The following is an 11,933-nucleotide window of genomic DNA, read 5'->3' on the forward strand; positions in this document are numbered from 1 at the left end:
GTGCCGCGCCGGTTGTGGCAGCGCTGTTTGCCCCGGTTCCCCGTTCCCCGTTCCCCATTCCCCATTCCCCTGTTTTTCATTTGATCAACCGGTCGTCCACCAGGCTCTTCACCACGGATGGATCAGCCAACGTGGTGATGTCGCCGAGCTGGTCGGGCAGGTTCTCGCCGATCTTGCGCAGGATGCGACGCATGATTTTCCCCGAGCGGGTCTTCGGCAGGCCGGGTGCCCACTGCAGGTAGTCGGGCGTGGCGATCGGTCCGATTTCCTTGCGTACCCAGGCGATCAGTTCCTTGCGCAACTCGTCGTTGCCGGTCTCCCCCGCCACCAGGGTGACATAGGCGTAGATGCCCTGACCCTTGATGTCGTGCGGGCAACCGACCACCGCAGCCTCGGCCACTTTCGGATGCGAGACCAGCGCGCTTTCCACTTCGGCCGTGCCGAGTCGATGGCCGGAGACGTTGATCACGTCGTCGACGCGACCGGTGATCCAGTAGTAGCCGTCCTCGTCGCGACGCGCGCCGTCGCCGGTGAAGTAGTTGCCCGGATAGGCGCTGAAATAGGTTTCGATGAAACGCTGGTGGTCACCGTAGATGGTGCGTACCTGACCGGGCCAGGAGTCGGTGATCAACAGGTTGCCTTCGGCGACGCCGTCCTTTACTTCACCGTCGGCGTTGACGATGGCGGGCTTGATGCCGAAGAACGGCAGCGTGGCGGAACCAGGCTTGGTCGCTATCGAGCCGGGCAGCGGCGAGATCAGGATGCCGCCGGTTTCGGTCTGCCACCAGGTGTCGACGATCGGGCAGCGGTTCTCGCCGACCACGCGGTTGTACCACTCCCATGCTTCGGGATTGATCGGCTCGCCGACCGAACCGAGCAGGCGCAACGACGCACGCGAGGTCTTCTTCACCGGCTCCTCGCCCTCGCGCATCAGCGCACGGATGGCGGTAGGTGCGGTGTAGAAGATCGTTACCTTGTGCTTGTCGATCACGTTCCAGAAACGGCTGAAGTCCGGGTAGTTCGGTACACCCTCGAACATCACCGTGGTTCCGCCATTGCACAGCGGGCCGTACACCACGTAGCTGTGGCCGGTGACCCAGCCCACGTCGGCGGTGCACCAGTAGACATCGTCCTCGCGCAGGTCGAACACTTGCTCATGGGTATAGCTGACGAAGACCAGGTAACCGCCGGTGCTGTGCTGCACGCCCTTCGGCTTGCCGGTGGAGCCGGAGGTATACAACACGAACAGCGGGTGCTCCGCTTCGACGGGAGTCGGTGCACAATCGGTGGATTGGCCTTCCATCAGCGTGTGGTAATACCGATCACGCGGCGACTGCATGTTCACTGCACCGCCGGTATGGCGAACCACGATCACCGTCTCCACGCTGTTGGTACCCGGGCGCTCCAGCGCGGCGTCCACGTTGACCTTCAGCGGGATGTGCTTGCCCGCGCGCAGACCTTCATCGGCGGTGATCACCACCTTGGCCTGCGAGTCGGCAATGCGCCCGGCCAGTGAATCCGGCGAGAAGCCGCCGAACACCACCGAATGGATGGCGCCGAGCCGGGCACAGGCCAGCATCGCCACGGCGGCCTCGGGAATCATCGGTAGGTAAATCGCAATGCGATCGCCTTTGACCACGCCAAGGTGCTTCAGCGTATTGGCGAATTTGCATACTTCGCCATGCAGCTCGCGGTAAGTGATCCGGCGCGAGTCCCTGGGGTCGTCGCCTTCGAAAATGATCGCCACCTTGTCGCCGCGCGTGGCCAGATGACGGTCGAGGCAATTCGCACTGACGTTGAGTTCGCCATCTTCGTACCAGCGGATGTGCAGGTCTTTCGGATCGAACGAGACGTCCTTGATCTTCGTCGGTGGCTTGATCCAGTCCAGGCGCTGGCCGATGCGTGCCCAGAAACCTTCCTGATCGCTGACCGACTCGGCATACAGGCGGGTGTAGTCGTCGTGGCGCAAGCGTGCGGCGGCGGCAAACGAAGGATCGACCGGGTAGAGCTTGGACATGACGGGCTCCTGCAAATGTTGTCGCGGCGGGCGACGGAATTCTCGCGACAGGCGTCAGCGCCTGATCAAGCGCGAATTTTGAGTGTAGCCCGATCAAGAGAACGGTAGCGGCGTCAGCCATGTTCGACTTTGGTCGAATCTCGACCAATGGCGAATAGCCGCGCGCATTGCAGCATGCGCATGCTCGACCTGTCATCGACGCGGGGAGACGCACGCATGAAAACGCGACACACCAACCGCGGTACCGCGCTTGCCCTGAGCATTGCCTGCGCGCTGATGCTTCCACTCACCGGCCATGCGCAAAGTGATACGCGGGAGCAGCAGCTCGAGCAGCGCGTGGCGCAACTTGAGCAGCAATTGAACGAGCTCAAGGCGATGGTGCAGGCGCAGAAGCCGGCGCCCGCTCCGTTGCCGCAGGTCGTCGCCACTCCCGCACCGGTGACGCCGATATTCAGCAGCGCACCCGGCGTATCCGTGGCCTTGCACGGTTTCATCAGCGCCAGCGCCTTCAGTCAGGACAAAAGCTTCTCCTACGGCAACGGCCAGAATGCGTCGTATCCAACACCCGGCTCCAAGGGCTCACTCAGTGGCGTCGACGTGCGCAACACCCGCTTCTGGCTCGATTTCAAAGGGGCGCAGTTTGCCGGCAACTGGACCGGCGGCGGCCGTATCGAGATGGACTTCTTTGGCGGCTTCAACGGCACCGGCGCCTATAGCCAGCAACAGCCGACGCCGCGTCTGCGCCAGGCCTATATGGAACTGACCAACGCCGAGAGCGGCACCACGGTGCGCATCGGCGAGCAGTGGGACCTGATGTTTCCGATCGACAACTCGGCCACCTCGCTGGCGCATATCGCTTTTCCGCTGGGCTACGGCTCGGGCGTGATCGGCTGGCGCTTCCCTGGACTGGTGGTCATGCAGGACCTCAATCACGGCAGCACTGGCGCGCAGTGGCGACTGGACGTGGGCGTGTTCGAAGGCAGCTGGAGCGGCCCGGGCAACAACCTCAACTACCTGACTGCCGGCAGCGCGGGCGTCCGCCCGCAGCTTGAGGCACGCCTGCATGTGCAGGACAAGAACTGGCTGGCATATTTCTCCGCGCATTACAGCCAGGTTGATTTGCGCGGCGTAGGCGGCAGTGCAGCCACGCCGGTGAAGTCCGCAGTCACCAGCGCGGGTTACGAAGTCGGTGCGCAGTGGAAGCCCGGACCGTGGACCTTCAAAGGCGTGGCCTATACGGGCAAGGGCCTCGGGCAGATCTTTGGTGCCATGTCGCAATTCGGCGACATCCAGGAAACCGGCGGCTACGCACAGGCAGGTTACCGCTTCACGCCGAACTGGAGCTTGTATGTCCTCCACGCCTGGAACAAGCCGGACAAGAACGACGTGGTCGACTGGCTCGGCAACGGCGCGACCGGTCTGCTGCGCAATAGCCAGACCGCGTTGAGCCTGCAATACGCCGCGGGTTCCTACGAACTGGGCATCGAGTGGCTGCGCGACACACTCGACTCGACCAGCAACGGGATTGATCGCAAAAGTACCACCGGTAGTCAGCTAAGCATCAGCGCGCTTTACCACTTCTGATCCAGCACGTCGCCATACATCCGGTCGGAATCATTCACCACGGGAGATTTGCCCATGAGCAACGTCGAAACACAGCCGAAATTTGCCAATCCGGCACCGCTGGGGCTGGCGGGGTTTGCCCTGACTACGTGGTTACTCAGCATGATCAACGCCGGCTGGTTCAGCGGTGACGCCATGAATATGGTGCTGGCCGTCGCCATGGCCTACGGCGGAACCGTGCAGATGATTGCCGGCGTGATGGAATTGCCGCGCGGCAACACGTTTGGCAGCACGGCTTTCCTGAGCTACGGCGCCTTCTGGTGGTCGTTTGCGTTGTTTGTACTGTTCCTGCACGACAAGGTACCGCCCGCCTTTGTTGGCTGGTATCTGTGCTTGTGGGGCGTGTTCACGTTCTACATGTGGCTGGCTACGTGGCGTTCCCCGCGCGCATTGCAGTGGGTATTCCTGGTGTTGTGGATCACCTTCTTCCTTTTGGCGGCGGGTGAATGGACCGGCATGGCGGCACTGCGTGTCGCCGGTGGCTACGCCGGCTTGCTCACCGCGGTGCTGGCGTTCTACCTGTCGGCTGCCGAAGTGATCAACGAATCACGGCAGCGCACGGTGCTGCCGGTGGGCGCGCCACGCGGTACGTAAAGGCATGGGTTTGCGTACGTGATCCGTGCGTGTCGACAGGACACAAAAAAACGCAGCGGCGTGAGCCGCTGCGTTTTTGTCTGGCAACGCGTAAGCGTCAGGCGCGTCTGATCAAGCCGATCAGCACCAGCAGCACCACGGCACCAATCATCGCGTAGACGATGCTGGTGACGATCGGACTACCCAGGTTGAAGCCGACCCCGAGCACCGGCAACAGCCAGCCGGCGAGAAACGCGCCGATGATGCCGACAACGATATTGCCGAGCAGGCCAAAACCAAATCCGCGAACGATCAGCCCGGCCAGCCAGCCGGCGATCGCGCCTATCAATAGAAAAATGAGCAGGCCGGTAGCAGTCATCACGAACTCCTGGCAGGGTCGGAACAGCGGAAAGATGACGCGATGATTCGCGCCAAGCCAAGCAAGCCTCAACGAAACTCTGTGCAGGGATTGTGACGCCGGCGCGCTCGGCTATGCTGGCAGCGACCCTCAAGCGGCACGGACGACAGGAATGCCCATGGCGACCGCCAAGCCAAGCTACGTGCACGGTGTCAGTACGCAGCCCCTGCTGGGCGACACCATCGGCAGTTTGTTGAATCGGGTGACGGCGCGCTATCCCGAGCATCAGGCGCTGGTGGTACGCGCGCAGGGTGTGCGGCTGAACTACCGGCAATTTCACGCCGAAGTGGAACGGGTCGCCGCCGGCCTGCTGGTGCTGGGGCTGGAGCGCGGCGATCGCATCGGCATCTGGGCGCCGAATCGAGCCGAGTGGGTCGTGCTGCAGTTTGCCGCGCCCAAGGCCGGGCTGATCCTGGTCAACATCAACCCGGCTTATCGCGCGCACGAGCTGGAATACGCCTTGAACAAGGTTGGCTGCCGTGCGCTGGTGTTGCCGCGTCGCTTCAAGACCTCGCAGTACCTGGCGATGCTCACCGAGTTGGCACCGGAAATGGCCGCCTGTTCACCAGGCGAGTTGCAGGCAGCACGGTTGCCCACTTTGCGTGAAGTGATCCTGCTGGATGCGCAGGCCGAGCCCGGTACGCGCAACTGGAGTCAGCTGGCGGCACTGAGCGATGCGGCGGCGCTGGCTCGCCTGCACGCGCTGGAGACCACCCTGAATTTCGATGATGCCGTGAATATCCAGTTCACCTCCGGCACCACCGGTGCGCCCAAGGGCGCCACGCTGACCCACCACAACATCGTCAACAACGGCTGGTTCATCGGCGAGGCGATGCGCCTCACCGACTCCGATCGCCTCTGCATACCGGTGCCGTTCTACCACTGCTTCGGCATGGTGCTGGGCAACCTGGCCTGTGTCACGCATGGTGCCTGCATGGTGATACCGGGCGAGGGTTTCGATCCGTTGACTACGCTGGAATGCGTGGCCGAGGAAAAATGTACTGGCCTGCATGGCGTGCCGACCATGTTCATTGCCGAATTGGAACATCCGCGCTTCGCCGAGTTCGATCTGAGCTCGCTGCGCACCGGCATCATGGCCGGTTCGCCATGCCCCAGCGAGGTCATGCGTCGGGTCGTCCACGAGATGCACATGGACCAGGTCACCATTGCCTACGGCATGACCGAGACCAGCCCGGTGAGCTTCCAGACGGTGCCCGACGATCCGCTGGAGCGGCGTGTCGACAGCGTCGGCCGCATTCAGCCGCACCTCGAAGTGAAGCTGGTCGACGAAGCCGGCTGCGTGGTGCCGCGCGGCGTCCCCGGCGAGCTGTGCACGCGTGGCTATTCGGTGATGCTGGGTTATTGGGAAGACCCGGTGCGCACCGACGAGGTTATCGACGAAGCGGGCTGGATGCATACCGGCGACCTGGCCGTGATCGATGAGGATGGCTATTGCAGCATCGTCGGTCGGCTCAAAGACATGATCATTCGTGGCGGCGAGAACGTGTATCCCCGCGAAATCGAGGAATTCCTCTACAGCCATCCAAAAATCCAGGACGTGCAGGTGTTCGGCGTGCCCGACCCGAAACTCGGCGAGCAGGTGTGCGCATGGATACAACTGCGCGAAGGCAGCGAGGCGAGCGTGGCGGAGATCCAGAATTATTGCCGCCACCATCTGGCCTATTACAAGGTGCCGCACTACGTACGCTTTGTTGAGGCATTCCCGATGACGGTGACTGGCAAGGTGCAGAAATATCTGATGCGCGAGGCCATGGCGGCAGAAGCCAGCGCCTGAGCGACCCGGCTGGCTGCTTACGACTGGCCGTGCTTGAGCGGCGGCTTGCCCTCGCGCAGACGTTTGAGATCGTATTCCGACAGTGTGTCTTCGCGTGCGTTGCCGTCGATGCGCGCCTGCACGAAAGCCAGCACGCAGGCGAACACGCCAAGCAGGCCGACCAACATCCAGAAACCCCACGCACCGGCACTGTGGCGGGTGAAACACAGCACGAAAGCGAACACGGTGGAGGCGAGCAGCAACCAGCGCATGGGCAGGCTCCGGCGAGTGGGATGAGCGTCGCCAGATGGCGACCGGACGAGCAGATGATAGCGCTGCGGATGCCTGCATGGCGCGCAGCCGATCACGTTGTGGCGTGGTGTCGACAGGTCCGAGATCCGGAGGCCCGATGCGCTGCAGATGGGCATCTCGCCTTTCGCCGATCCCTCCGTTGCAAGCGTCGCTATGTGGCTGCACAAGGGACGCGGCGCGGCGTCGAACCCCGAAGCCCGTTCCGAACCCCTTCGCCACAGCGTGCCCAACACGTGATGTGTTGACCCAACAGATGCATGGCGACGGTGACGAGGACAGCGGCCTCGTCAGTCGCCCGCCTGGGCCTTGCGTGTTTGCCGACCGGTAGCGCTGTCGCCTTGAACTGGCCTGCAGCAAGCAAGTTTTGGCGCACGTTCGTCAGTTGCAATCGGAGACCTTGCGTTTGGTACCACCGCGCCAAGCTTCGTCACCGGACGAGTTGTTCTGAGGTGGGCCGATCGTTTCCACCGCGGACTTCGTTAACTCCGCGTGGATCATTGGGGTTGCTGCGCGCACTCCAAGTTCACTCCGCACGCGGCAAGGTGTCTGCACCCCAACAGCACGGCAGCCGAAACTTGCCGTGCGTTTCCCCCAAGGAGATTCCATGACTACTGCACCCCGCTTTCTTTCTTCGTCCACGCTGTCCGGCGATGCCATCAAGAACCCGCAGGGCGACTCGCTGGGCGATCTGAAGGACATCATGATCGACACCTCGACCGGCAAGGTGGCCTACGCCGTGTTGTCGTTCGGTGGCGTTCTTGGCATGGGCGACAAGCTGTTTGCCGTGCCGTGGGAATCACTGGCCGTTGATGGCGAAAACAAGTGCCTGATACTCAACGTCAGCAAGGATCGCCTGAAGGATGCCCCGGGCTTTGACAAGGACCATTGGCCGAACTTCGCCGATCCGAGCTTCGCCGACCAGCTGCGCGGCTACTACCGCTAAGCCATGGCTGGCGTCCCTGACGCCAGCCTTCACGGGCCGATGAGTACTGATCGGTTGAAATGTGCACTCCCGTCGACGCGCCGTAACGGCGCGTCGACTTTGCACAGGAGCCTTCCATGTCCTCATTCGCGATATACCTGATTGGCATGATCATCATTATCGGCGGGCTGGTCTACGTCGCTGTGATGATGCATGTACCGAACCAATGGATTGTTGCCGGAGCGGTGGTGTTGCTTGGTGCCGGTATCCTCGGCGCAGTAACCAAAACCCGTCGCAAAGATCCGCCCGAGTAATCGCGTGTAACGATCAACTCGAGTGCATGGATAAACCCATGGGGTCGGAATATCCCCTTGGGTTTTCCTGATGACGCTGATCAGTCGGTTTCGCGATCGGCTGCTCGTTCCACCTTGCGATCGCGCCGCAGCGCGCTGATCATGAGGTTTACTCCCAGCACCGCCGCTACCGCTAGAAAGATCACCGACAGGTAGGGCAGGCCGAGCCACCGGCCGCCATCGTCACTGCCTTTGACCAGCGCGGCACCCACCACCAGCGCGGCGATGATGATGCCGGTGGCCACACGGTTGGCAATTTTCTGCATGCTTTCCATCATGCGCGACTCTTCCAGTCCCTCGATGCGCACGCGCAGACGATTCTCGGCCAGGGTGCGCAGAATCGCCGCCATGTGCTGCGGCGTGTGTCGCGCCAGTTCCTGCATGTCCAGCCATTCGCTGGCCAGGTTCGCCGGCGACATCGAGTCCAGCGCCTGTTGCCGTAACACCTGTTGCAAATGTTCTTCGACCAGGCTGCGAACGTCGAGTTGCGGATCCAGCGCGTTGGTGACGGCTTCCAGATTAAGCAGGGTTTTCCCTAGAACGCTCAGTTCCGGCGGCGGACGCAGACCGCAGGCCGCACCGACCCGAGCCAACTCCAGCACCAGGCGTCCTTCGGAGAAGCCTCGCTTGGCACCCTGGAACCCCACATAGCTGGAGACCAGTTGGTCGAGTTGCCGACGGTAGGTGCCGTGCTGGAAATCCTCGAGTTGGGTGCCCATCGACTCACTAATCTCACCGACCTGATCCGCGTTGCCGCCGATTGCGCCCAACAGAAGTTTGAGCAGATGGCGACGGGTTCGCGGGGTTAGCCGCGCGACCATGCCCAGGTCAAACAAGGCCAGTCGCTGGTCATCCATCAGCAGCACGTTGCCCGGATGAGGGTCGGCGTGAACCAGACCGTGTACGAACACCTGGTCCAGGTAAGCACGCATCAGCTCGGCCGCCTCGGCGCCCATCGGTTGCTCGATGCGCCGCAGCGACGGTATGTGGGTGACCTTGACCCCGCGCACGCGATCCATGGTGAGCACACGGGTGGTCGTGAAATCCTCCACCGGCTGCGGTACGAATAGTCGCGGATAGCACTTCAGGTTGGCGGCGAAGCGTCGCAGGTTGTCCGCTTCCAGCTCGAAATCGATTTCATTGGCAAGGCTGTGGCGCAGCTCGCTGACCCAATCGACAAAGCCATAGCGCCGGCCCATCTCAGTCATCTTCTCCGCGGCACCAGCGAGCTTGTCCAGAATCGCGAGGTCTTCGCGCAGCGTTTGCGCGATGCCCGGTCGCTGTACTTTTACCACCACCGCGCGACCATCGCGCAGGGTCGCGGCGTGTACCTGAGCGATCGATCCGGCAGCCAGCGGTTCGTCATCGAAGTTGCTGAAAAGCGTGGCGATGCGTGCGCCCAGTTCCTGTTCCACCAGCGCGCGCACCTGCTCGACCGGCACCGGTACCACGTCGTCCTGCATGCGCTCCAGCGCGGACATGTAGGCTGGCGGGATCATGTCTGGACGCGTTGAAAGTGCCTGGCCGATCTTGATGAAGGTGGGGCCGAGCGCTTCGAGATCGTCCACGAATTGCTCCGGCCGGCCGGCCGGAACCTGACTGGCCTGCTCGGCCAATGTAGTTTCCTGCACATCCAGATCCAGCCCATCGAACAGGCCGGCCCGTCGGTAGCGCAGCAGGAACGCGCCGATCTGCGCGTAGCGTGAAAGGCTGGCGTGCTCACTCATGGTGCAAATCCCCCGTCCGGTTCAGTCCGGTTGTTCGTGGGGGAATCCTGCCGGTTGGTGCGGCAATACCGCGTCAAGACCGAAGCTTGAACGCGGTACTACCGGCCGGTGTGGCGACTACCGACCGGCGGGAAGATATTTTCCGAACCATGCCAGCGCCCGTTGCAGCACATCGCGCTGGTGTGCCGGATCGACGAAGTGATGGCCTTCGTTCGGATACACCACCAGCGACGTCGGTACGCCCTCGGCACGCAGCGCATGCCACATCTCGAACGATTGTGGTGCCGGACATTCGGCGTCGCGGTCACCGACCACGATCAGCATCGGGGTCTTCACCTGTTTGATGAAGGTGATCGCCGAGCTCTTCGCGTAGACCGCTGGATCGTCATACACGGTGGCGCCGAAGAACGGCGGCATCCACTGGTCGATCAGGTTCTGGCCGTAATAACTCTGCCAGTTGGAGATGCCGGCACCGGCCACCACGGCGCTGAAGCGCTGGGTCTGGGTCGGCGCGAACATGCTCATGAAGCCGCCGTAGCTCCAGCCGGTAAGGCCAAGCCGCTTGTCGTCCACCGGCACTTTCTTTTCCACCGCATCGACGCCAGCCAGCACGTCGCGCAAGTCGCCGTAGCCGAAGTCCTTGCGGTTGGCCTGCACGTACTTCTCGCCCTGGCCGAAGCTGCCACGCGGATTGGGCTGGAACACGAAATAGCCCAGCGCGGACAACGGCGCCGCGCCGTAGCCCACGCCGGGCCAGCGCGGAATCACCGCACTCGACGGACCGCCGTGGACAACCACCACCATCGGGTAGGTTTTCTTCGCATCGTAGTTGGCCGGATACAACAGCCAACCCTGCACGTGGAAGCCTTCGTTGTTCCACTCGACCGATTCGGCCTTGCCCCAGCTCGGCTTCAGCGCGGCGTTGAAGGAAGTCACCGCGGGTGGCGGCGTGTTGCCCAGCGCGCCGCCATGCACCTCGGCAGCACTGGCGTACGAGCTTTGCAGGAACGCGATGTGCTTGCGGTCGGCCGACAACGACATCGCCATCGACGCACTGCCGTCGCTGACGCTGGCCGGCACGGTGAAGTGCACGCGCTGCTGTTGCGCGCGCGTGGCAGAAACGGCGTAGTCGGCGAGCTGGCTCTGGCCGTTGCTGACTTGTGCGACCAGCATCGACTGCGTGCCGGTCCAGCGCAGCCACGATGGCGTGACGCGGATATCCGGGGTGAGGTTGACCAGCGAACCACCGTTGGCCGGCACCGCATAGATGTCGCCACCGGTGGCGCCCTGATCGCTCATCAGGCCGCCGATAAAGGCGATCCGTGAACTGTCAGGTGACCAGCGCGGCAGCGCGATCTGCAATCCATGCAGGGAACCGCTGCTGCTGTCCGAAGCATCGACCAGCACCTTCGCGGCAGCATCGGGCTGCGCACTCTGCATATAGAGCTTGGCGATCCACCAGTTGTTGTCGCCCGGCGGCTGCGCCGCGGTATAGGCGATCCGCGAACCATCCGGCGACCAATCGAACTCGTAGGCATACAGGTTGGCGGGGGTGAGTTCGCGCAGTGCGCCGCTGGCCACGTCGAGACTGGCCACGCGTTGCACTTCCACGCCCGTCACCCCGATTTCGCCAACCGATGGCTTCGCCGCGGCCGTGGCGCTGGCCCGTCGGGTCGCACCCGGCACATAGAGGAAACCCAGTGACTTGCCGTCATCGGTCCACTGCAAGGAACGTACATAGCCGGACAGTTCGGCCAGCCGTTTGGGCGCCGAGGTGCTGCTGCCGTCGCTGAGATAGACGGCGTTCTGCATGGCCTTGGTGCTGGTGAGATCGACCTTGCAGTTGGCAATGAAGGCAAGCTGGCGCGAATCGGGCGACCAGGCGATGCCGGATTCGGCACAGCTACCCGGTGTACCGATCGCACCGATCGGATGTGCATGACGGCCGTCGGCGTCGGCTACTTCGATCGCCGGCTTGCCGCTGCGTTCGATCACCCACGCCAGCTGCTTGCCGTCCGGCGACAGTGCCACCGCCTCGATCGACTGCGCCTTGCCCAGTTCAGTCAGTACTTGTTCGATGCGCGGGTCGATTGTGGGCGAATCGGCTTGCGCGCTGGGCGCCAGCGCAAGGCCAAGCACCAGAATGGGGGCGGACAAGGTTATGCGTTTCAGCATGGCAGGCTTCCGGCGGGGGAAATCCTCACGCTACAAGCC

Annotated in this window: 10 protein-coding genes; 5 read left to right on the top strand and 5 right to left on the bottom strand. The window is 62.9% G+C overall.

The window, feature by feature from the left end; translation table 11 throughout:
* Nucleotides 1-76: 76 nt before the first annotated feature.
* The gene (gene acs, locus PY254_RS02265; protein WP_281013868.1) at nt 77-2,017 is read right to left on the bottom strand and encodes an acetate--CoA ligase; all 1,941 of its coding nucleotides are present in this window, start codon (nt 2,015-2,017) and stop codon (nt 77-79) included.
* A gap of 216 nt (nt 2,018-2,233) precedes the next feature.
* Between acs and PY254_RS02270 the strand changes: the two genes are divergently transcribed.
* Together PY254_RS02270 and PY254_RS02275 are read left to right on the top strand one after the other, a co-directional pair.
* Complete coding sequence (locus tag PY254_RS02270) at nt 2,234-3,601, top strand: hypothetical protein (protein ID WP_281013869.1); 1,368 nt, start codon at nt 2,234-2,236, stop codon at nt 3,599-3,601.
* A gap of 54 nt (nt 3,602-3,655) precedes the next feature.
* Nucleotides 3,656-4,234, top strand: coding sequence for an acetate uptake transporter (locus PY254_RS02275; RefSeq protein ID WP_281013870.1), 579 nt, complete (start codon nt 3,656-3,658; stop codon nt 4,232-4,234).
* Nucleotides 4,235-4,331: 97 nt separating this feature from the next.
* On the opposite strand, the gene PY254_RS02280 is transcribed toward PY254_RS02275, so the two are convergent.
* The gene (locus PY254_RS02280) at nt 4,332-4,592 is read right to left on the bottom strand and encodes a GlsB/YeaQ/YmgE family stress response membrane protein (protein WP_281013871.1); all 261 of its coding nucleotides are present in this window, start codon (nt 4,590-4,592) and stop codon (nt 4,332-4,334) included.
* Between the two features lie 157 nt (nt 4,593-4,749).
* On the opposite strand from PY254_RS02280, the gene PY254_RS02285 reads away from it, so the two are divergent.
* Nucleotides 4,750-6,426 (top strand): AMP-binding protein, encoded by a 1,677-nt coding sequence (locus tag PY254_RS02285; protein WP_281013872.1) that lies wholly within the window; start codon nt 4,750-4,752, stop codon nt 6,424-6,426.
* A 17-nt stretch (nt 6,427-6,443) separates the two neighbouring features.
* Here PY254_RS02285 and PY254_RS02290 read toward each other — a convergent pair whose 3' ends face one another.
* The gene (locus tag PY254_RS02290) at nt 6,444-6,677 is read right to left on the bottom strand and encodes a hypothetical protein (protein WP_281013873.1); all 234 of its coding nucleotides are present in this window, start codon (nt 6,675-6,677) and stop codon (nt 6,444-6,446) included.
* Nucleotides 6,678-7,321: 644 nt separating this feature from the next.
* Between PY254_RS02290 and PY254_RS02295 the strand changes: the two genes are divergently transcribed.
* A complete protein-coding gene (locus PY254_RS02295; RefSeq protein WP_281013874.1) occupies nt 7,322-7,660 on the top strand; it encodes a PRC-barrel domain-containing protein in 339 nt (112 codons plus the stop codon).
* 116 nt (nt 7,661-7,776) lie between these two features.
* The gene (locus tag PY254_RS02300) at nt 7,777-7,953 is read left to right on the top strand and encodes a hypothetical protein (RefSeq protein ID WP_281013875.1); all 177 of its coding nucleotides are present in this window, start codon (nt 7,777-7,779) and stop codon (nt 7,951-7,953) included.
* A gap of 80 nt (nt 7,954-8,033) precedes the next feature.
* On the opposite strand, the gene PY254_RS02305 is transcribed toward PY254_RS02300, so the two are convergent.
* Together PY254_RS02305 and PY254_RS02310 are read right to left on the bottom strand one after the other, a co-directional pair.
* The gene (locus PY254_RS02305) at nt 8,034-9,719 is read right to left on the bottom strand and encodes an ABC1 kinase family protein (protein ID WP_281013876.1); all 1,686 of its coding nucleotides are present in this window, start codon (nt 9,717-9,719) and stop codon (nt 8,034-8,036) included.
* A 117-nt stretch (nt 9,720-9,836) separates the two neighbouring features.
* Nucleotides 9,837-11,894 (bottom strand): S9 family peptidase, encoded by a 2,058-nt coding sequence (locus PY254_RS02310; RefSeq protein ID WP_281013877.1) that lies wholly within the window; start codon nt 11,892-11,894, stop codon nt 9,837-9,839.
* Nucleotides 11,895-11,933: the final 39 nt, after the last annotated feature.

The organism is Rhodanobacter sp. AS-Z3 (assembly GCF_029224025.1).
Taxonomy (GTDB): domain Bacteria; phylum Pseudomonadota; class Gammaproteobacteria; order Xanthomonadales; family Rhodanobacteraceae; genus Rhodanobacter.

Bases quoted from the DNA above. Each gene is read 5' to 3' on its own strand.
- acs (WP_281013868.1), bottom strand. From the start codon at position 2,017: ATGTCCAAGCTCTACCCGGTCGATCCTTCGTTTGCCGCCGCCGCACGC.
- PY254_RS02270 (WP_281013869.1), top strand. From the start codon at position 2,234: ATGAAAACGCGACACACCAACCGCGGTACCGCGCTTGCCCTGAGCATT.
- PY254_RS02275 (WP_281013870.1), top strand. From the start codon at position 3,656: ATGAGCAACGTCGAAACACAGCCGAAATTTGCCAATCCGGCACCGCTG.
- PY254_RS02280 (WP_281013871.1), bottom strand. From the start codon at position 4,592: ATGACTGCTACCGGCCTGCTCATTTTTCTATTGATAGGCGCGATCGCC.
- PY254_RS02285 (WP_281013872.1), top strand. From the start codon at position 4,750: ATGGCGACCGCCAAGCCAAGCTACGTGCACGGTGTCAGTACGCAGCCC.
- PY254_RS02290 (WP_281013873.1), bottom strand. From the start codon at position 6,677: ATGCGCTGGTTGCTGCTCGCCTCCACCGTGTTCGCTTTCGTGCTGTGT.
- PY254_RS02295 (WP_281013874.1), top strand. From the start codon at position 7,322: ATGACTACTGCACCCCGCTTTCTTTCTTCGTCCACGCTGTCCGGCGAT.
- PY254_RS02300 (WP_281013875.1), top strand. From the start codon at position 7,777: ATGTCCTCATTCGCGATATACCTGATTGGCATGATCATCATTATCGGC.
- PY254_RS02305 (WP_281013876.1), bottom strand. From the start codon at position 9,719: ATGAGTGAGCACGCCAGCCTTTCACGCTACGCGCAGATCGGCGCGTTC.
- PY254_RS02310 (WP_281013877.1), bottom strand. From the start codon at position 11,894: ATGCTGAAACGCATAACCTTGTCCGCCCCCATTCTGGTGCTTGGCCTT.